Source organism: Serratia sp. NFX21 (assembly GCF_048517035.1).
Lineage (GTDB): Bacteria > Pseudomonadota > Gammaproteobacteria > Enterobacterales > Enterobacteriaceae > Serratia > Serratia quinivorans.
Genome location: NZ_CP183196.1, coordinates 1,687,238 through 1,705,762 on the forward strand (window position 1 = coordinate 1,687,238; position 18,525 = coordinate 1,705,762).

At 56.0% G+C, this 18,525-nt stretch carries 20 protein-coding genes and 1 riboswitch; of the genes, 2 read left to right on the plus strand and 18 right to left on the minus strand.

Annotation, left to right across the window (positions count from 1 at the left end; all coding sequences use genetic code 11):
• Positions 1-23: 23 nt before the first annotated feature.
• Both ACNT1W_RS07950 and ACNT1W_RS07955 read right to left on the minus strand, forming a co-directional pair.
• Positions 24-1,349 carry an LLM class flavin-dependent oxidoreductase gene (locus ACNT1W_RS07950; RefSeq protein ID WP_419246610.1) on the minus strand — a complete coding sequence of 442 codons (1,326 nt, stop codon included), beginning with the start codon at positions 1,347-1,349 and terminating at the stop codon, positions 24-26.
• 184 nt (positions 1,350-1,533) lie between these two features.
• The gene (locus ACNT1W_RS07955; protein WP_419246611.1) at positions 1,534-2,697 is read right to left on the minus strand and encodes a M20 peptidase aminoacylase family protein; all 1,164 of its coding nucleotides are present in this window, start codon (positions 2,695-2,697) and stop codon (positions 1,534-1,536) included.
• A 346-nt stretch (positions 2,698-3,043) separates the two neighbouring features.
• Here ACNT1W_RS07955 and cspE point away from each other — a divergent pair, with 346 nt between their 5' ends.
• Complete coding sequence (cspE, locus tag ACNT1W_RS07960; protein WP_012005628.1) at positions 3,044-3,253, plus strand: transcription antiterminator/RNA stability regulator CspE; 210 nt, start codon at positions 3,044-3,046, stop codon at positions 3,251-3,253.
• A 66-nt stretch (positions 3,254-3,319) separates the two neighbouring features.
• Here the strand turns inward: cspE and ACNT1W_RS07965 are convergent, their stop codons facing one another.
• The 4 genes from ACNT1W_RS07965 to adrA all read right to left on the minus strand — a co-directional run bounded on the left by ACNT1W_RS07965 (position 3,320) and on the right by adrA (position 7,091).
• Positions 3,320-4,510, minus strand: a complete 1,191-nt coding sequence (locus ACNT1W_RS07965; protein WP_112362788.1) for a multidrug effflux MFS transporter — start codon at positions 4,508-4,510, stop codon at positions 3,320-3,322.
• A gap of 5 nt (positions 4,511-4,515) precedes the next feature.
• The gene (locus ACNT1W_RS07970) at positions 4,516-5,112 is read right to left on the minus strand and encodes a TetR/AcrR family transcriptional regulator (RefSeq protein WP_012005630.1); all 597 of its coding nucleotides are present in this window, start codon (positions 5,110-5,112) and stop codon (positions 4,516-4,518) included.
• Between the two features lie 301 nt (positions 5,113-5,413).
• Positions 5,414-5,797, minus strand: coding sequence for a fluoride efflux transporter CrcB (gene crcB / locus ACNT1W_RS07975; RefSeq protein ID WP_012005631.1), 384 nt, complete (start codon positions 5,795-5,797; stop codon positions 5,414-5,416).
• 75 nt (positions 5,798-5,872) lie between these two features.
• Positions 5,873-5,935, minus strand: a riboswitch (Fluoride riboswitch).
• Between the two features lie 94 nt (positions 5,936-6,029).
• Positions 6,030-7,091 (minus strand): diguanylate cyclase AdrA, encoded by a 1,062-nt coding sequence (gene adrA / locus ACNT1W_RS07980; RefSeq protein WP_135344557.1) that lies wholly within the window; start codon positions 7,089-7,091, stop codon positions 6,030-6,032.
• A gap of 219 nt (positions 7,092-7,310) precedes the next feature.
• Here adrA and tatA point away from each other — a divergent pair, with 219 nt between their 5' ends.
• On the plus strand, positions 7,311-7,520 hold the full coding sequence (tatA, locus tag ACNT1W_RS07985) for a Sec-independent protein translocase subunit TatA (protein WP_012005633.1): 210 nt from the start codon (positions 7,311-7,313) through the stop codon (positions 7,518-7,520).
• 95 nt (positions 7,521-7,615) lie between these two features.
• Here the strand turns inward: tatA and lipA are convergent, their stop codons facing one another.
• From lipA to lptE, 12 genes are all read right to left on the minus strand, one after another.
• Positions 7,616-8,581 carry a lipoyl synthase gene (gene lipA / locus ACNT1W_RS07990; RefSeq protein WP_419246612.1) on the minus strand — a complete coding sequence of 322 codons (966 nt, stop codon included), beginning with the start codon at positions 8,579-8,581 and terminating at the stop codon, positions 7,616-7,618.
• Positions 8,574-9,242 (minus strand): lipoyl(octanoyl) transferase LipB, encoded by a 669-nt coding sequence (lipB, locus tag ACNT1W_RS07995; RefSeq protein ID WP_167796620.1) that lies wholly within the window; start codon positions 9,240-9,242, stop codon positions 8,574-8,576. The genes lipA and lipB overlap by 8 nt, the downstream gene beginning before the upstream one ends.
• 134 nt (positions 9,243-9,376) lie before the next feature.
• Positions 9,377-9,640, minus strand: coding sequence for a DUF493 family protein YbeD (ybeD, locus tag ACNT1W_RS08000; protein WP_009636895.1), 264 nt, complete (start codon positions 9,638-9,640; stop codon positions 9,377-9,379).
• A gap of 111 nt (positions 9,641-9,751) precedes the next feature.
• On the minus strand, positions 9,752-10,963 hold the full coding sequence (gene dacA / locus ACNT1W_RS08005; protein WP_017891907.1) for a D-alanyl-D-alanine carboxypeptidase DacA: 1,212 nt from the start codon (positions 10,961-10,963) through the stop codon (positions 9,752-9,754).
• 178 nt (positions 10,964-11,141) lie between these two features.
• The gene (rlpA, locus tag ACNT1W_RS08010) at positions 11,142-12,227 is read right to left on the minus strand and encodes an endolytic peptidoglycan transglycosylase RlpA (protein WP_012005637.1); all 1,086 of its coding nucleotides are present in this window, start codon (positions 12,225-12,227) and stop codon (positions 11,142-11,144) included.
• Between the two features lie 10 nt (positions 12,228-12,237).
• Positions 12,238-13,350, minus strand: a complete 1,113-nt coding sequence (mrdB, locus tag ACNT1W_RS08015) for a peptidoglycan glycosyltransferase MrdB (protein ID WP_012005638.1) — start codon at positions 13,348-13,350, stop codon at positions 12,238-12,240.
• A gap of 8 nt (positions 13,351-13,358) precedes the next feature.
• Positions 13,359-15,254 (minus strand): peptidoglycan DD-transpeptidase MrdA, encoded by a 1,896-nt coding sequence (gene mrdA / locus ACNT1W_RS08020; protein ID WP_012005639.1) that lies wholly within the window; start codon positions 15,252-15,254, stop codon positions 13,359-13,361.
• A 38-nt stretch (positions 15,255-15,292) separates the two neighbouring features.
• The gene (rlmH, locus tag ACNT1W_RS08025; protein ID WP_004949595.1) at positions 15,293-15,763 is read right to left on the minus strand and encodes a 23S rRNA (pseudouridine(1915)-N(3))-methyltransferase RlmH; all 471 of its coding nucleotides are present in this window, start codon (positions 15,761-15,763) and stop codon (positions 15,293-15,295) included.
• A 3-nt stretch (positions 15,764-15,766) separates the two neighbouring features.
• A complete protein-coding gene (gene rsfS / locus ACNT1W_RS08030; protein WP_012005640.1) occupies positions 15,767-16,084 on the minus strand; it encodes a ribosome silencing factor in 318 nt (105 codons plus the stop codon).
• 188 nt (positions 16,085-16,272) lie between these two features.
• Positions 16,273-16,935, minus strand: coding sequence for a nicotinate-nucleotide adenylyltransferase (gene nadD, locus ACNT1W_RS08035; RefSeq protein ID WP_419246613.1), 663 nt, complete (start codon positions 16,933-16,935; stop codon positions 16,273-16,275).
• Positions 16,925-17,959, minus strand: a complete 1,035-nt coding sequence (gene holA / locus ACNT1W_RS08040; RefSeq protein ID WP_261098970.1) for a DNA polymerase III subunit delta — start codon at positions 17,957-17,959, stop codon at positions 16,925-16,927. The genes nadD and holA overlap by 11 nt, the downstream gene beginning before the upstream one ends.
• Positions 17,956-18,516, minus strand: a complete 561-nt coding sequence (lptE, locus tag ACNT1W_RS08045; RefSeq protein WP_012005643.1) for an LPS assembly lipoprotein LptE — start codon at positions 18,514-18,516, stop codon at positions 17,956-17,958. The genes holA and lptE overlap by 4 nt, the downstream gene beginning before the upstream one ends.
• Positions 18,517-18,525 lie beyond the last annotated feature (9 nt).

The window sequence follows — 18,525 nt, forward strand, 5'->3', positions numbered from 1 at the left end:
ATATCCCTGAGAAATTATTGTTGTTATTGAGTGAACTGATTGGCAGGCAGCTTGAGGCCCAGGTGGTCACGCAAGGTGTCACCGCTGTAATCGCTGCGGAACAGGCCGCGCTGCTGCAGGATCGGAATCACGCGATCGACAAAGTGGCCGAATGAATTTGGCGTGCCGCCGCTGATGATGAAACCGTCCGCCGCCTGGGTGTCGAACCAGTTTTGCAGGCCGTCCGCCACCGCTTCCGGCGTGCCGCCAAAGACCGGGCGAGGTGAGGCGGCTTCCAGCGCGACTTCCCGTAGCGTCAGATTGCGTTCGCGGGCATTGCGCTTGATGGCGTCGGTGGTGCTGCGGAAGCTGTTTTGACCCAGTTCACCGACGTCCGGGAAGGGTTCATCGAGCGGATGACGGGCGAAATCATAGTGCTCGAAATAGCGGCCAAGGTAGTTGAGTGCGTTTTCGATGCTGACCAGGCGGGCGGTTTCCCAATACTGACGCTCCACGTCTTCATTGTCGTCACCGACAATCACGCTGACGCCCTGAAAAATCCGCAGGTCATCCGGTTCACGGCCTTGCTCAACCAACTGTTTTTTAACGTCCTGATAAAACGCCTGTGCCTGTTGCTGGCTCTCATGGTGGGTGAAAATGGCGTCGGCATGTTTGGCTGCCAATTGCTTGCCGTCCTCCGAGGCGCCGGCCTGGAACAGAATGGGCCGCCCTTGTGGCGTGCGTCCAATATTCAGCGGCCCCTGCACCGAGAAGAACTCGCCCTGGTGATTCAGGGTATGCAGTTTACCGGCGCTGAAAAATTCACCGCTGTTCTTGTTCCGCACAAAAGCGTCGCTTTCCCACGAGTCCCATAATCCTTTGGTGACGTCGAGGTATTCGCTGGCAATGCGGTAGCGCAGGCTGTGCTCCGGATGTTCGGTGCGGGAGAAATTTTTTGCCGACCCTTCCAGTGGCGAGGTCACCACGTTCCAGCCGGCCCGGCCTTTGCTGAGGTGATCGAGACTGGCGAACTGGCGCGCAACGGTAAAGGGATCGCTGTACGAGGTGGATAAGGTGCCCACCAGCCCGATTTTATCGGTGGCGGCGGACAGTGCGGCGAGCAGGGTTAAGGGTTCAAAACGATTGAGAAAATGGGGAATGGATTTCTCATTGATATATAAGCCGTCGGCCACAAACACGAAATCCAATTTACCCTGTTCGGCTTTTTTTGCCGTGGCAATATTAAAGTCGAGGTTAATACTGGCATCGGCAGTGGCGTCCGGATGTCGCCAGGCAGACATATTTCCCGATGCGCCATGCAAAATGGCGCCAAGGCGCAATTGTCGTGGTTCTTTCGCACTGTTGCTCATTGCTTTCACCCTGTTAAGTGCCGGTGTGGCGCTATCTTTAGAGCCCCACTATTGACGAGCACCATCAGGATGTAAAACAACAAAACAGCATATTCTAATGTTGAAATTGGCAAATATAACCGAGGGGGAAATAATAACTCGCAGCGCAGAATACACCGCGCCGCGAATAATAACCGGGGGAGTTCTATGCCTTGCTGGTGGCTTTTTCCGGTGTGGTGACTAATTGCTGCAGCGTGCGCTCAGCCAACAGTTCGAAATATTGCGAGGCCGGGAAAATCGCCTGTTCATCCGGGTTGAAGCGCGGGTGATGCAGACCAAATTCACTTGCCGAGCCAATACTGACAAAGACGCCCGGCACGTGGTGCAGATAAAGCGCAAAGTCTTCCCCGCCCATCTGTAGCTCAGCCTCTTCCACCCGGTAACCGGCTTCAGCGGCGACGGTTTTACTGAAGGCTGCCCAGAGTGCGTCATTGACTACCGCCGGTGGGCCGGCCTGCCAGCGTAGCTCTGCTTGTGCGCCAAGGGATGCGGCGACGCCGTTAATCACCTGGCGGATTTTATCCGGTACCTGGCGACGAACCTTATCGCTATGGGTCCGGACCGTGCCCTCCAGCTCTACGGTCTGCGGCAGAACATTCCAGGTGTTACCGCCCTCAATGCGCGTGACGCTCACCACCAACGACTCCAGCGAACTGAAGCTGCGGCTGGGCAGAGTTTGCAACGCGTTGACAATCTGGCTGGCGGTGACGATGGTGTCCACCCCTTGCTCCGGTTTGGCGGCGTGCGCCCCCTTGCCGGTGATCAGGATCTGGAAGCGATCGACGTTGGCGTAAAACGCTCCGGCGCGGGTGGCAAAGGTACCGGTCGGCAGCTCCGGCGCGTTGTGCAGACCGAATACCGCCGCCACGTTATCCAGGGCTCCGGCGTCGATCAGGTGCTGGGCGCCGTTGAAGGTTTCCTCCGCCGGCTGGAAGAAAATGCGTACCGTGCCGGGCAGGGTGGCTTCGCGTGCTTTCAACAAATGCGCCGCGCCCAGCATCACCGAGGTGTGAAAATCATGTCCGCAGGCGTGCATCACGCCGCTGTTTTGCGAACTGAACGGCACGCCGGAAATTTCTTCTATCGGCAGGGCGTCAATATCCCCGCGCAGCGCAATGACAGGCCCCTTGCCACTGCCGATTTCGGCCACCACGCCGGTCTTCAGCTCCAGCGGAAGAATACGGATACCGGCCTCTTCCAGCCAGCGGGTCAGGCGGGCGGTAGTGGCAAATTCGTGGTTGGACAGCTCAGGGTTCTGATGCAGTTCACGGCGGTAGGCGACGATTTTTTCGGCCAGTTGGCTGGTCATAGTCTTGGCTCACAGTGGTTAGTAAGCTCTAACCCTAGTGCAGGGCGGCCGGAAGCAAAAAGACTATCTGGTTATATTTCATAGCGATTTTGTCTGCATCACGCCGGCAAGGCAGGCTGACGGCGGGTGAAACAGGCGTTCGACCGCTGTTCGCCGGAGTTTGAAGAGGATTGGACTACCTGCAGAGACAATGGCAAGGGGGGCAAGCGATTTACACCGAAGGACACGGATTTTTTCACTCTTTATCGATTTTATGTGATCCAGGTTGTGGACAAAATCCCGTCTAATTGCTGTACTGTATTGGACACATGTTTAGTGTCTTTCATTCACGTTAAAGGTAAGTTTGATGTCTAAGATTAAAGGTAGCGTTAAGTGGTTTAATGAATCCAAAGGCTTCGGCTTCATTACTCCGGAAGATGGTAGCAAGGACGTTTTCGTTCACTTCTCTGCCATCGCTAGCAATGGTTTCAAAACTCTTGCTGAAGGCCAGCGCGTAGAATTTGAAATCACGCAAGGTGCCAAAGGCCCATCTGCTGCTAACGTTATCGCTATCTAATGCTACAGCCGAAATTCTTAAAACCCGCTCACTGAGCGGGTTTTTTATTGCCTTTTTTCCGTCGCTTTATGCCTGAGCTTTGCGTACCAGCAGTTTAAACAGCGTGATGGCGACGGCGTAACAGCCGACGATGGTCAGTGCCATTGATACGCTGGAAGTGCCACCCAGCCCCGTCAAGGGCACGCTACAGGCACCGAGTGCGAACATGCTCACGCCAATCAGCGCAGAGGCGCTGCCCGCCTTGTCGCCCTGGCTTTGCATCGCCAATGATGATGCCGTCGGGCCGACAATACCGATCACGGCCACCGAGAAGAATAGCGGCACCATCAACAGTGCCAGCGGTGCATGCAGGCTGGCTGCCAACAGTAACAGCAGCGAAGAAACCGCCGCCAGGGTTAATCCGCCTTTCAATACCTTTCTTTCACCAAAATGTATGCTCAGGCGGCTGGCAATCTGCGCGGAAATAATCAGTCCGACGCCGTTGATGGCGAAGCACAGGCTGAACATCTGCGGGCTGAGGCCATAAATCTGCTGCAGCACGAAAGGCGAGGCGCCGATATAGGCGAACATCCCGGCCATCACAAAACCTTGCGTCAGACACAGGCCCATAAACTGACGCTGGGTCAGCAATCCGCCCAGTGACCGCAACATGGCAAAAATACCACCCTGGCTGCGGCGTTCGGCAGGCAATGACTCATCTAACTTCAGGCTGGCGAGCGTGAACAGCAGCACGGCAATCGCCGCCAGTACGCCGAAAATCCCGCGCCAGTCCATAAACTGCAGCAAGGCGCCCCCCAACACCGGCGCAATGATCGGTGCCAGGCCGTTGACTAACATCAGCAGGGCAAAGAAACGCGTCAGTTCGTGTCCGGAATAAAGGTCACGGGCGATGGCGCGAGAAATGACGGCACCGCCGGCACCGGCCAGCCCTTGCAACAGACGGGCAATCAGCAACTGATCGATATTGGGGGCCAGGGCGCACCACAGCGAGGCGGCCAGCAGCAGCGTCAGCGACAGTAACAGCGGGCGCATACGGCCGAGCTTGTCGCTGTAGGGGCCAAAAATCAGCTGGCCGACGCCCAAACCGAGCAGGCCGGCGGTCAGGCTGAGCTGCGCGGTAGCGGTAGAGGTGTTCAGATCGCCGGCCATTTCCGGCAGGGCGGGCAGGTAGAGGTCGATGCACAGCGGCCCCAGTGAGGCTAGCAGGCCAAGCACGAGCGCGTACACCAGACGTTGTCTGGCAAGTTGTCTGGTCATAGGGATTAAGGTTTCCTGAACAGGTGAGAGATAGCTTGTTGGTATAGGCCGTTCAGCAGGCTGACGTCGGCTTTTTGTGTGGTCAGTATGCGGTAACCGGTGCCTTCGCTTAATACGGCGATAAACTCTACTCTGGCGGCGATCTCCTGCTCGCTGAAGTGAGGGTAGATCCGCCGCAGGTTTTGGCAAACATGGTGGAATAACCGCGTTTCGGCATCGCTGAGCATTTTGGCCACTATCGGGTTACGTGTGGCCTCGGCGGTGACCTCCAGCATCAGCATATGGTCGGTTTCGCTTTCACCCGGCTGTTGAAACAGGGCGCGCGCCGCCAGGGTACCGGCGATCAGGTTGATATGATCGCCAAGATCTTCCAGCCGCCGCATTTTACTGGCGATGATGCGGTTAACGATCTCTTCGATGATCGCGTCTTTATTGTCGAAGTAGCGGTAGATCTGACCGACGCTAAGTTGGGAACCCTGCGCGATTTCCGCCATGCTGGCGGCGTGAAAACCATGCTGACGAAAACAGAGTTTTGCGGCGTCGACAATCTGATCGCGGCGGGCCTGTGCTTTGGCCTGCCTGCTGTCGCTGGTGGATATCATGTCCCGATCCTTTGCCAAGTGAAATGCGGTTCGCTTTCTGGGTGCGAACGTTCATTCTCAATTGTAATGCAACAATGGCAATTGGCAAGAGCGCAACGGTAAAGATGGTTTTTGCAGGTGCGGACTTCAGGCGAACAGATAAACCCTGATGAAGGCACCAACAATCAGCAGGCACAGCAGGGTGGCGGCCACTTCAGCGGCAGTTTTTGGCAGGCTCAACATCTGAGTTCTCATCCAGTGGGGTACTGGATGAGATTATGCTCAGGGCAGATTAAGGAAACATTAAGACGCCGAAATTAAATTATTGGCCGTTAATCCACACCACCAGCATAAACGCCAGCAGGGTCATCACCAGCGAGCCGGCCAAATTAAGCAGCATATTGGCCAACGCCCACATGAAACGCCCATCTTGCAGCAAATACACTACCTCCAGAGAGAAGGTGGAAAAGGTGGTTAACCCACCGCAAAAACCGGTGGTGATCAGCAACTTCCAGGTGGGATCCAGGTGCGTCAAACGGCTGAAGATGGCGATAGCCAAACCGATAATAAAGCCGCCCAGCAGATTGACTGCCAGCGTCCCCAACGGGATGTGCGCGTTAAGCGGATTCATCTTCATGCTTATGGCCCAGCGCAGAACGCTACCCATACCGCCGCCAATAAAAACTGCCAGTAAAGAACTCAACATGGTCGAAACTGCCTTTCATTAAATGGGGGACAAGCTCAGAAAGGTTCAGGCGCAATGCTACGCACCTCTCCGAGAGGTTACGTAGACATCATCAGCCCGTGAAGGCGGTTAAGGAGGAATGTCATCTCCGTCGTTCGACGCCGCTGTTTGCCGCGCAGACGGGATCTTACACCCGGCGCTGCCTATTTTGTAGCATCAAAAGTGACTGGAAACTAAAATTGTTCCTCCGGTCTCAGTGGCCGGGTACCGCCAGCTCCAGGCGATTGCGACCGTTGTTCTTCGCCCGGTACAGCGCGTTGTCGGCGGCTTTTAACCAGTCCAGATAGCCGCTCATGTCGCCGTGATAATCCGCAATGCCGGCGCTGATGTTCAGCCGTAGCTGCGGCGCTTCGCGGAAAACAATCTCGTTCAAGCGTTCCTGAATGCGCAACAGCGCTATGCTGGCCTGTTCGGCGCTGGTGTTGGGCAACACGGCACCAAATTCGTCGCCACCGTAGCGCCCGACAATATCCACGGCGCGCAAACCGATTAGCAATTCCTCTGCCAGTACCGCCAGCGCCTCGTCACCCAGCGCATGGCCGAAGGTGTCGTTAATGGTTTTAAAGTGGTCGATATCCATCAGGATCAGCGTCGCGCTGTGCTGATAGCGGCGGCAGCTGTCGAATTGGTGATGCAGCAAATGTTCCCAATGGCGGCGGTTGTACAGCCCGGTCAGGCCGTCGCGCATGCTGATGCGCAACAACTCCTGTTTTTTTTCCGCCAGCCGTTTGGCGGTGCGGTAGGTCACTAATCCCAATAGGATAGGGTAGAAATAGATCATCGGCAGGCACAAATAGATCTGCAGCGGTGTACTTTGCGGTTGGAAAGGGAAGCCCAGCAGAGCGCTGATTGCCAGGGCGCTGAGTACCTGTACCGCCAACCCTTTAAAGAACAGAGATTTGCCGGCAGAAGCCATGTTATTCATGCTCATCATCGACAGGATAACGACTGACGGTAAGGCATTGAATGCCATCATGGCTACCCACAGCCCGCCGAAAAATGAATCGATCAGCAGGTTGCGAATTTCAGCCTTGAAGGGCATGGCGGAACGGCGCGCCCATTGATAGGCAAGGTGTGGCCAGATAAAACCGTGGAAAATCAGCAGGCCCCAGACCCAGTATGAGGTTTTTTGCGTATAGAATACTGAGAACACGCAGATAAAACCGATCCCCAGGCCGACGACACGTGGCAGATAAGTGCGTCTGGCGAAGCTAAGGCCGGAACGTCTGGTATCAATCACTGATGGCGTATACATCCGGCAACTCCATGATGAGCAGGGGAACAGCGTATCATGCGGGTTAAAAACTCAGAATAGTCTGAAGCGTAACCAGCCGATTTAAAGTTGCATATTGGCGTGGGATCTTACTCTGTTACATGTTGCTGTTGTTTTGAATCTGGGAAAGTAGGTAAATATCCTCAGGCAAGGTTTGTTTTCTCGCTGCATCCGCAGCGCTATATGAATAAGAAGGTGAGTATGGAAGGGATCAGTATTACCAAACTTCTGGTGATTGCGGTGTTGATCATCTTGCTGTTCGGTACCAGCAAACTGCGTACTTTGGGCGCCGACTTGGGTGCTGCGCTGAAGGGTTTCAAAAAGGCGGTGGGTGACGATACGACTCCGCCAGCGGCAAATACGGCAGAAAGTCAGTCCAACCCGCAGAGCGTCGAAAAGAAAGACGTTTAATTCCGCTTTCTGCCGGGCAATAAAAAACGGATGCCGCAAGGTCATCCGTTTTTTGCCGTGTCTGTCACTTTAATGGTAACAATCCATTACCAGAATTACTTAACTTCCATCCCTTTTGCCTGCAAATCGGCATGGTAGGAAGAACGGACAAACGGACCGCAAGCAGCATGGGTGAAGCCCATTGCCATCGCTTCTTCTTTCATCTCATCGAACTCGGCCGGGCTGACGTAGCGCTGTACCGGCAGGTGATGGCGGCTTGGCTGCAGGTACTGGCCCAGAGTCAGCATGGTGACGCCATGGCGACGCAGATCGCGCATCACTTCAACGATTTCCGCATTGGTTTCACCCAGGCCGACCATTAGGCCAGACTTGGTTGGGATGTGCGGATGCGCTTCTTTAAACCGCTCCAGCAGCTTCAATGACCATTCGTAGTTAGCGCCTGGACGAACCTGACGGTAGACGCGCGGTACGTTTTCCAGATTGTGATTGAACACATCCGGTGGCGTTTCGGTCAGGATTTCCAGTGCACGATCCATACGGCCGCGGAAGTCCGGTACCAGCGTTTCAATCTTGATGGTCGGGTTTTTAGCGCGGATAGCCGCGATGCAGTCGGCAAAGTGCTGGGCACCACCGTCACGCAGGTCATCGCGGTCAACCGAGGTAATCACTACGTAACGCAGACCCATATCGGCGATGGTCTGAGCCAGTTTTTCCGGCTCGTTGGCATCTGGTGTCACCGGGCGGCCGTGGGCCACGTCGCAGAATGGGCAGCGGCGGGTACAGATGGCACCGAGGATCATAAAGGTGGCGGTGCCGTGGTTGAAGCACTCAGAGAGGTTCGGACAGGAAGCTTCTTCGCACACTGAATGCAGACCGTTTTTACGCATGGCGGCTTTAATGCCCTGAATGCGCGTAGAGTCGGCAGGAAGTTTGATTTTCATCCACTCGGGTTTACGTAACAGCTCCTGCCGTTCAGTGACCACCGTTTTAACCGGGATCAAAGCCATTTTGTCTGCATCGCGGTATTTAACGCCGCGTTCCATCTGAATCGGTTTACTCATAATCGTGCAGGTTCCAGTTACGAAGCTCGACCTTCGGGTAGCCGAGTAAATGAACAAATTCCTGTACCAGGACTGGGTGTACGTCTTCTATGCCAACACCGGGTGCCAGCGCGCTGACCTGCGCCATCTGCATGCCGGCGTAACCGCAAGGGTTGATACGCTGGAAGGGGCTGAGATCCATGGCCACATTCAGGGCCAGGCCGTGGAATGAACTGCCTTTACGGATCCGCAAACCCAACGAACAGATTTTTTGCTCCCCCACGTAAACACCGGGCGCATCCGGACGGGCGCGCGATTCAATGTGAAAGTGGGCGAGGGTGTTAATAACGGTATCTTCGATAGCCGTGACCAGTTGGCGAACGCCAACCTTGTTGCGTTTCAGATCGATCATCACGTACATCACCTGCTGACCCGGCCCATGGTAGGTTACCTGGCCACCGCGATCGCTCTGGACAACCGGAATGTCGCCCGGCATTAACAGATGCTCTGCTTTACCGGCCTGGCCCTGGGTAAATACGGGCTGATGCTGAACCAGCCACAGCTCATCGGGCGTGGTTTCGGTTCGGCTATCGGTGAAGTTGTGCATGGCTTGGGATACAGGCTCATAGGGCTGCAACCCCAGCTGACGCAAAATGATCTTGTCTGGTTGCAAAAGAGTCATCGTCAGGTTACAGAAGTGGTGTCGCCATTATACCGGGCGCTCTGGCCCGCGGCCAGCATTTCGCTGACCAAAAATGCGCAACCCGGGCAGAGGATACTCTGGCCCGGGCTGAAAAGCAGGGTTTTGTGCTGTAATTACAGAACCATGCGGACAATTTCAATGTTGCCCAACTCATCATATAAGGTTTCCACCTGATCGATATGGGTGGCGGTGATGGTGATGGACACGGAGTGGTAATTGCCTTTGCTGCTAGGTTTAACCTGTGGGTTGTAATCCCCGGGAGCATGGCGCTGCACCACTTCAACCACCTGGTCCACCAGCTCGGGTTGTGCCAGGCCCATTACTTTGTAGGTAAATGAGCAAGGGAATTCGAGCAGTTCGTTCAGTTTAGTTTTCATGTGCGCTCCAGAGTGCGGCTATCGGTATAGCGATTCTATAAATTATAACTCCCGCCGGAGCGGGAGTTAATGTTAATCAGTATATGGGGGCGATTTCGCCCATTTCAACTGTTAACCGAACCAGTGATGGAACATCAGTTTGATGTAATCCACGATACGGCTGAAGAAACCGCCTTCTTTCACTTCGTTCATCACCACCAGTGGGCGCTGATCGATGGTTTTGCCATCGAGCTGGAAGTTGATGCTGCCGACAACCTGGTTTTTCGCCAGTGGTGCATGAATTTCCGGCGTGTTCAGTACGTAGCTGGCTTTGAGATCTTTCATCCGGCCGCGTGGGATGGTCAGGTAAACGTCTTTGTCTACGCCCAACTCAACGCGATCCGCATCGCCGAACCAAACGGGTTCAGACGCAAACTCTTTGCCCACTTTCAGTGGCGCAACGGTTTCGAAGAAGCGGAAGCCCCAGGTCAGCAGTTTCTTGCTCTCGGTTTCACGGCCTTTATAAGTACGACCGCCCAACACCGCAGAGATCAGACGCATCTGACCTTCGGTCGCAGAAGCGACCAGGTTGTAGCCTGCCGCATCGGTATGACCGGTTTTGATGCCGTCCACGTTCAGGCTGGTATCCCACAGCAGACCGTTACGGTTCATCTGGCGGATATTGTTGAAGGTGAACTCTTTTTCTTTATAAATCGCATATTCGTCCGGCACGTCGCGGATCAGCGCCTGGCCGATCAACGCCATATCGCGCGCCGAACTGTACTGACCCTGTGCATCCAGGCCGTGTACCGTCTGGAAGTGGGTATTCTGCAGGCCCAGCTTGCTGACGTAGGTGTTCATCAGGTTAACGAACGCGTCCTGGCTGCCGGCTACGTAGTCGGCCATCGCCACGCAGGCGTCGTTACCGGATTGCAGGTTGATGCCGCGGGTCAGCTTGGAGACCGGTACGCGGTCGCCTGGCTTGAGGAACATCAGCGAAGAACCCTTGAATACCGGGTTGCCGGTAGCCCAGGCGTCTTGCCCTACGGTAACCATGTCTTCCTGGCCGATTTTACCTGCTTTCAGCGCCTGGCCGATGACGTAGCTGGTCATCATTTTGGTCAGACTGGCTGGATCGCGGCGGGCATCGGCGTTCATTTCCGCCAAAACTTTACCGGAGTTGTAATCAATCAGGACGTAGGATTCCGCATCGATTTGCGGTACCCCTGGGATCATGGTCTTGATATTAACGTCATCGGCATGCGCAACGGAGGTTGCACTCATCGCGATAACGGTGCCGAGCGCTATGCTCTTGATTAAGCGAAAAGAAGTTACTTGTTTCATGATCGAGACTACAACATCCATGAGGGTAAAATTAAAAACGAGCCACACTATAACAGATGAGATCCCGGCAGGCATTAGCCAATGCTCTGACTAATCGCGCTTTATTGGCTTTAGCTGAAAGAAAATGTTTCAGCTAAAGGAACGCTTATCAACCGCGTTCGCCTGCCGGATATTTGTTTTAAGGTGCGGCAGTGACAAAAGATTGTTGCTGCGCTTCGCTGGCCAGACGCTGCTGCAGTTCGGCGGCTTGCTGACGACTGCTGAACGGGCCCAGCTGTACGCGATAGACGCTGCCGCTGGCGGCCACTTTACCCGGTACGCCAAACTTTTGGCTCAGGCTTTGTTGCCAGCTCTGCGCGCGTTCGGCACTGCTCAGTGCGCCGACCTGCACCACGTAGCTACCACCAGCAGAAGCATTGGCGGCAACGGCGGCGGAGGCCGCGACCGGTGCGGCAATGGCTGCGGCACTGACGGCAGGTTCAGGCTCTGAGCCTTCCAGCACGCCGGCCGGTACGGCGCTTGGCGCACCCAGGAAACCGCTGCGGCTATTGCCGGTGGTAGCGGCCGGGGCGTTGTCGCCGGTGTTCAAACTGCTGTTGTCAATCGGGTGCACTGCGGCACCGTTGGGGACCGGGACATCCTGTTGCACCGGGGTTCCCATGTTGCTGGAGCCGAGTTCCGGACGTGCGGGCAGGGCGTAGCTTTGTTTGGCAACGGTAGTACCAATGGTGCCAGGGCCGCTCAGAGTGCCGTCCGGGGCCACGTTGATGAAATCAACCTTGACCTTGGTGTTGTTGGACAGGTTCAGGCGGTCGGCGACGGCTTTCGACAAATCGATAATGCGGCCCTGGGTGTAAGGCCCGCGATCGTTCACTCGCACGACCAGTTGGCGGCCATTGGCCAGGTTGGTCACGCGTACGTAGCTTGGGATCGGCAGCGTTGGGTGCGCGGCGGTTAACCCATTAGGATCGAACTGTTCCCCCAGCGCGGTGGTATTGCCTCGGGCTTCTTCACCGTAGGAGCTGGCCAGACCGGTCTGCGAGAAGTTCTGCGGATCTTTGACGATGCGGTAAGTGTCGCCATTAACCTTATAATCCTGCATGTTATTAGGGTTATAGGGTTCATATTGAGGCTCAACGCCACCGATCTCCACCACGGGGCCGTTATACGGCTGCTGCGGTGGCGCTTGCTGTTCCGTGGTCGGGGCGGTACAGGCGGAAAGTAATACCGCGACAACGCCGACCCAAAGCCATTCCTTACGCATTACTCACCCCTTATAAACTCTTGGACATCATTTTTCGATGCGTGTGGATCGACATGATAATGCCGAACCCAGCCATAAGCACAATCAGCGCCGAACCCCCGTAACTGACCAGAGGCAAAGGTACGCCAACTACCGGCAAAATGCCACTGACCATACCAATGTTAACAAACACATAAACGAACAAAATCAGCATCAGGCCACCGACCATCACCCGACCAAAGGTGGTTTGCGCCTTGGCGGCAATCATCAATCCACGAATGATAACCAGCAGGTACAGCGCCAGCAGCACCAGTACCCCAATCAGCCCCAGTTCTTCGGCCAGGACCGCGAAGATAAAGTCCGTGTGGCGCTCCGGCAGGAATTCCAACTGCGACTGAGTGCCGTGCAGCCAGCCCTTGCCGGACAGGCCGCCTGAGCCGATGGCGATTTTCGACTGAATAATATGGTAACCGGCGCCAAGTGGGTCGGTTTCCGGATCCAGCAGCATCATTACGCGGTCGCGCTGATAGCCGTGCATCAGGAAGAACCACAGCACCGGGATAAAGGCCGCCAGCAGCACGGCGGCTACGGCGATCAGTTTCCAGCTCATGCCGGACAGGAACAGCACGAACAGGCCGGAGGCGGCAATCAGAATCGAAGTCCCCAAATCGGGCTGCGCGGCGACCAGCAGGGTCGGCAGGAAAATCAGCACCAGCGCAATCGCGGTATTCTTTAGCGAAGGCGGGCAGACGTCACGGTTCATAAAGCGCGCCACCATTAGCGGCACGGCGATTTTAGCGATCTCGGACGGCTGGAAACGCACGAAGCCAAGATCCAGCCAGCGCTGAGCGCCTTTACTGATCTGGCCGAAAGCGTCTACCAGTATCAGCAGGATCACGCAGAAAATATATAAATACGGCGCCCAGCTTTCATAGACCCGCGGCGGGATTTGCGCCATGACGGCCATCACTATCAGCCCCATGACAATCTGGCCGATCTTGCGCTCCATCATGCCAATATCCTGACCGCTGGCGCTCCACATCACGAACGCGCTGTAGACCAGCAGGGCCAGAATTAATAGCAGAAATGTGGGATCGATATGGATTTTGGTCCAGATCGAGCCCTTTTGTTGGCTTTCAGTCATGTTCTACCTTAATCACCCTCTACGCCTGGTGGCAGTGGGGCTTCAGATGGTAATTGCGTATTGTTGTCGCCCAGCAAGATATGGTCGAGGATCTGACGGGTGATCGTCCCGACCGCCGGACCGGAGCCGCCGTTTTCCAGAATGATGGCGACCGATACCGTTGGATTGTTGAACGGAGCAAAGGCGGTCATCAATTTATGGTCACGCAGGTGTTCCGCCAGTTTGTGGGCGTTGTAGGTTTCGTAGCCGAATACCTGTGCGGTACCCGATTTCGCCGCGGCTTTGTAAGGTGCATCCGAGAAGTACTTACGCGCCGTCCCGTTCGGACGGTTGGCTACACCATACATGCCGTCTTTGGCAATTTCCCAGAAGCCTGAATGAATATCGCCGATCTGCTTGCTCTCTTCCTGGGTGAAGGGCACCAGCGCACCATTGATTCTGGTGCTCTGCAGCAGGTGTGGCGTTTTGACGTTGCCGTCGTTAATCAGCGTGGTCAGTGCCTTGGCCATCTGGATCGGCGTTGCCGTCCAGTAGCCCTGGCCGATGCCCACCGGAATGGTGTCTCCCTGATACCAGGGTTTTTTATAGCGCTTGAATTTCCAGTCGCGGGTCGGCATCAGGCCGGAACGTTCTTCGGACAGATCGATACCGGTATAATCGCCGTAACCGAACTTGGTCAGCCAGGTCGACAGACGATCGATACCCATGTCGTAGGCGACCTGATAGAAGAAGGTATCCGCTGACTCTTCCAGCGCTTTGGTGACGTTCAGGCGGCCGTGGCCCCATTTTTTCCAGTCGCGGAAGCGTTTTTCCGAGCCGGGCAATTGCCACCAGCCGGGATCGAACAGGCTGGTGTTTTTGGTGATCACCCCGGCACTGAGCGCCGAGACGGCAATGTAGGGTTTAACCGTAGACGCCGGTGGATACAGCCCTTGCGTGGCGCGGTTAATCAACGGCCGGTTCGGATCGTTGAGCAGCCCCTGATAGTCTTTACTGGAGATACCATCAACGAACAGGTTCGGATCATAGCTGGGGTTAGAGACCATCGCCAGAATGCCGCCGGTGCGCGGATCGCTCACTACCACGGCTGCACGGCTGCCGACCAGCAACTGCTCGATATAGCGTTGCAGGTTGAGATCCAGCGTCAGGTAAACGTCCTGACCGGCGGAAGGGGGTTGTTCATGCAGTTGGCGGATCACCCGGCCGCGGTTGTTGACTTCAACCTCTTCGTAGCCGGTTTTGCCATGCAGAGTTTCTTCGTAATAGCGCTCGATGCCCAGCTTGCCGATATCGTGCGTGGCGGCGTAGTTGGCCAGTTTGCCGTCTTTATCCAGACGTTCGACGTCGCGGTCGTTGATTTTCGATACGTAGCCGATGACATGGGTCAGAGCGGAGCCATAAGGATAGTAGCGACGCTGGTAGCCTTTGACCTCGACGCCGGGGAAGCGGAACTGGTTAACCGCAAAACGCGCCACCTGGACTTCGTTCAGGGCGGTTTTCACCGGAATGGAGACGAAGCGACGTGAGCGTTTGCGCTCTTTCTCGAAGTTGGTGATGTCTTCGTCGGTCAGATCGACCACCGGACGCAGTGCCTGTAGCGTGGCCTTCAGGTCATCGACCTTTTCCGGCATCAGCTCCAGTTGATAAATGGTGCGATTGAGCGCCAGCGGGGTGCCGTTGCGATCGTAGATAATGCCGCGGCTGGGCGCGATCGGCACCAGTTTTATGCGGTTTTCGTTGGAGCGGGTACGGTAATCCTCAAAGCGGACGATTTGCAGGTTATACAGATTGGCGATGAGGGTGCCGGTCAGCACCAGGATGACCAGGAACGCCACCAGGGCGCGGCGTACAAACAGGGCGGATTCAGCCGTATAGTCGCGAAAAGGGTTACGTTCTATTTTCATCCCGCTGCTTTATTTCACTCTGTCACGGTTACCACCGGTTATTCCCGGTGGTAAGGATGATTTGTTGTAATACTCCAGGCGCGATAGAGGCTTTCAGCCACCAGGACGCGCACTAAAGGATGCGGCAATGTCAAAGGTGAGAGCGACCAACTTTGTTCGGCTGCGGCCTTGCACGCCGGGGCCAGCCCTTCCGGGCCACCAATCAGCAGGCTGACGTTGCGGCCGTCCTGCTTCCAGCGTTCGAGCTGCTGCGCCAACTGCGGCGTTTCCCACGGCGTACCGGGGATATCCAGCGTGACAATGCGATTGCCTTTGCCTACCGCCGCCAGCATCTGTTCGCCTTCCTTTTCCAGAATGCGTTTGATATCGGCATTCTTGCCGCGCTTGCCCGCCGGGATTTCGGTCAGCTCAAACGGCATGTCTTTCGGAAAACGGTGCAGATAATCCATAAAGCCGGTCTGCACCCAGTCTGGCATTTTAGTGCCGACAGCGACCAGTTGCAGTTTCACCGCTTAGCTCCAGAGTTTTTCCAGCTCATACAGACGACGGCTTTCTTCTTGCATCACGTGGACGATCACTTCGCCCAAATCAACCACTATCCAGTCGGAAGCTTCCTGGCCTTTCATGCCATAGAGTTCCATGCCCGCAGAACGGGATTCTTGCACCACGTGGTTGGCGATCGACATCACGTGACGGGTAGAGGTACCGGTGCAGATGATCATGCAATCGGTGATGCTGGATTTACCCTGGACATCCAGAGCGATAATGTCTTGGCCTTTCAGGTCATCAATTTTATCGATGACGAAATCTTGGAGCGCTTTACCTTGCAAAGGTTCCCCCTCGGGAGTGTTCTGTTCATTCGACTGCGGCGGGCAACTGCCCGTTTTGCGGCCTGAATCAATGATAAGTCGGCAGGATGCCGCTGAAAGCCAGCTGGTGACTGCCCGGCCAGCTAAGGTTTCCGGGGTTTTCAGCGAATACCTGAAAAATAGCGGCGCAGTATATCATGCGGCTCTCGCTAGCGATATAAACCCTGTAACTCGATATAGCGCTGTACCGAACGCGGCAGCAGGTCGTCACAGTTGAGGCCCTGGTGGCGACGCTGGCGGATTTCCGTCGCTGAAATTTCCAGCTGCGGCGTATCGGCCAGGTAGATATAGCCCTGTGGCTGCCGGCTGAGCAGCGCGGCATCGGTCACCTGATGCTGTTCCAGCCACTGCTGCAGTTCCGGCGTGTCCATTCGGTCATTGTAGCCCGGACGGGCCAGCACCAGCAGGTGGCAGGTATCCAGCAGCGACTGCCAGCGGTGCCACTTGTGCAGCGTCAGCAGCGAGTCCTGGCCAATGATAAACGCCAGCGGCAATGCAGCGCCACGTTCTTTACGAATGGCCTCCAGCGTCTCTATGGTATAGGAGGGCGTGGTGCGGTGCAGTTCGCGATCGTCAACCGCAAACAGCGAGTTGCCGGCGATCGCCAGTTCAACCATTTTCAACCGTTGCTGAGCGTTAGCCTCGGGCTGAGGGCGGTGTGGCGGCACATGATTCGGCAACAGCGTCACCCGGTTCAGGCCTGCCTCCGCCGCCAGCGCTTCCACCGGGCGCAGATGGCCGTAATGGATTGGGTCAAAGGTGCCGCCAAACAGGGCGTGCAGGACGGTGGTGTCTTGCGAATTAGTGGGCATCGGAAAAACTCGTGGCCAGAGGTTTGCCGCACAGCAGCATCGACAGGGTTTCCAGTTCCGACCAGACCGACTGGCCGTAATCCTGCTTAAGGGTGATTTCAATCTGCGTCAGCAAATGAACCGCTTGCCGCAACTGGGCACCGGATAACCGCTGCAATGCCTGGGTGACCAGGTTACGGCGGTTTTGCCAGACCTTGTACTGGTCGAACAGCGTACGCAGCGGCACTGACGCCATACGCCGTTGCAGGTTCAACAATTGCAGCAATTCGCGTTGCAGGGTGCGCAGCAGGATCACTGGTTCGACATCTTCCTGCTGCATCTGTTGCAGGATATGCCAGGCGCGTTTGCTCTTACCCGCCAGCAGGGCGTCCAGCCAATGGAATGGCGTGAAGTGCGCGGCGTCATTGACCGCCAGCTCGACACGCGGCAGCGTGAGCTTGCCATCCGGATGCAACAATGACAGTCGTTCCAGCGCCTGCGACAGCGCCAGCAGGTTGCCTTCATAGCAGTAACACAGCAACTGATTGGCCGCGTCGTCCAGTTCCAGCTTCATGCTTTTGGCGCGCTGGGCTACCCAGCGGGGTAACTGCGCTTGCTCCGGTGTCTGGCAACTGACGTAAGCGCCATGCGGGCTGAGTGCCTTGAACCAGGCGCTGTTTTCCTGAGCTTTGGTGAGGCGTGGCCCACGCAGCATCAGCAAAATATCGTCATGCAGCAGAGCAGCCAGTTTGATCAGCTGTTCGCCTATCGGGGCGGTCGGCCCGTTTTCAGGGAAGATCAGCAACAGCGTCTGACGGCTGGCGAACAGACTCATCGCCTGACAGATGCTGAAAATGGCGTCCCAGTCGGTATGGGCATCAAGCGAAATGCTGTAGTGCTCGGTGAACTGGTGCTGCTGTGCCGTCTGGCGGATCAGATCCTGACTTTCCTGCAACAGCAGCGGTTCATTGCCACTCAATAAATAACAAGCGCGCAGCCCCTCTCGGAGCTGCGCGGCAAGTTGTTCAGGGTAAATACGGATCATTGATCTACGCGACTGGCCGCTTTTTCACCGGCCGCAGCGGCTTTCTGCTGCGTTTCTTCTTCCGCCGCGTGCACCGTCAGCAGTTTACGCACCAGTTGCTGGGCGGCCTGCTCACGCATTTCCTGGCGAATAATTTCCTGTTCGGAATCTTTTGCCAGTGCGGTCAGCGGGTTATCGAAGAACGAACGGAATACTTTCACGTTCAGCGGATACAGATCGTGACCCGGGATCAACACCTGTGCCTGGACCGTCAGCACCATTTGGTACTCAGCGGTTTTACCGTCCTGGAAGATAGAGGCGGTATCCTGGCTTTCGGTGGCGCCAATGATGCGCAGGGAAGGGAGATCCTTGCGTTTTGCATCTTTGACAATGGTCACGTCGCTCAGACGTAATTGCTCACGCACGGCGCGGGTCAGCGGACCATAAGGGTCTGAGCTGTCCAGAATCAGCGTTTTCATTTCCGAGGGTACCTGCGTGGTGCCACGCAGGTGAAAACCGCAGCCGGCGGTGACCAGCACCGCCAACCCCAGCAACAGCGTCAGAATACGTTGTCGCACAATTCCTCC

What these genes read in the sequence shown, in the direction of transcription:
- ACNT1W_RS07950 (WP_419246610.1), bottom strand. Translation starts at nt 1,349, where the DNA reads ATGAGCAACAGTGCGAAAGAACCACGACAATTGCGCCTTGGCGCCATT.
- ACNT1W_RS07955 (WP_419246611.1), bottom strand. Translation starts at nt 2,697, where the DNA reads ATGACCAGCCAACTGGCCGAAAAAATCGTCGCCTACCGCCGTGAACTG.
- cspE (WP_012005628.1), top strand. Translation starts at nt 3,044, where the DNA reads ATGTCTAAGATTAAAGGTAGCGTTAAGTGGTTTAATGAATCCAAAGGC.
- ACNT1W_RS07965 (WP_112362788.1), bottom strand. Translation starts at nt 4,510, where the DNA reads ATGACCAGACAACTTGCCAGACAACGTCTGGTGTACGCGCTCGTGCTT.
- ACNT1W_RS07970 (WP_012005630.1), bottom strand. Translation starts at nt 5,112, where the DNA reads ATGATATCCACCAGCGACAGCAGGCAGGCCAAAGCACAGGCCCGCCGC.
- crcB (WP_012005631.1), bottom strand. Translation starts at nt 5,797, where the DNA reads ATGTTGAGTTCTTTACTGGCAGTTTTTATTGGCGGCGGTATGGGTAGC.
- adrA (WP_135344557.1), bottom strand. Translation starts at nt 7,091, where the DNA reads ATGTATACGCCATCAGTGATTGATACCAGACGTTCCGGCCTTAGCTTC.
- tatA (WP_012005633.1), top strand. Translation starts at nt 7,311, where the DNA reads ATGGAAGGGATCAGTATTACCAAACTTCTGGTGATTGCGGTGTTGATC.
- lipA (WP_419246612.1), bottom strand. Translation starts at nt 8,581, where the DNA reads ATGAGTAAACCGATTCAGATGGAACGCGGCGTTAAATACCGCGATGCA.
- lipB (WP_167796620.1), bottom strand. Translation starts at nt 9,242, where the DNA reads ATGACTCTTTTGCAACCAGACAAGATCATTTTGCGTCAGCTGGGGTTG.
- ybeD (WP_009636895.1), bottom strand. Translation starts at nt 9,640, where the DNA reads ATGAAAACTAAACTGAACGAACTGCTCGAATTCCCTTGCTCATTTACC.
- dacA (WP_017891907.1), bottom strand. Translation starts at nt 10,963, where the DNA reads ATGAAACAAGTAACTTCTTTTCGCTTAATCAAGAGCATAGCGCTCGGC.
- rlpA (WP_012005637.1), bottom strand. Translation starts at nt 12,227, where the DNA reads ATGCGTAAGGAATGGCTTTGGGTCGGCGTTGTCGCGGTATTACTTTCC.
- mrdB (WP_012005638.1), bottom strand. Translation starts at nt 13,350, where the DNA reads ATGACTGAAAGCCAACAAAAGGGCTCGATCTGGACCAAAATCCATATC.
- mrdA (WP_012005639.1), bottom strand. Translation starts at nt 15,254, where the DNA reads ATGAAAATAGAACGTAACCCTTTTCGCGACTATACGGCTGAATCCGCC.
- nadD (WP_419246613.1), bottom strand. Translation starts at nt 16,935, where the DNA reads ATGCCCACTAATTCGCAAGACACCACCGTCCTGCACGCCCTGTTTGGC.
- holA (WP_261098970.1), bottom strand. Translation starts at nt 17,959, where the DNA reads ATGATCCGTATTTACCCTGAACAACTTGCCGCGCAGCTCCGAGAGGGG.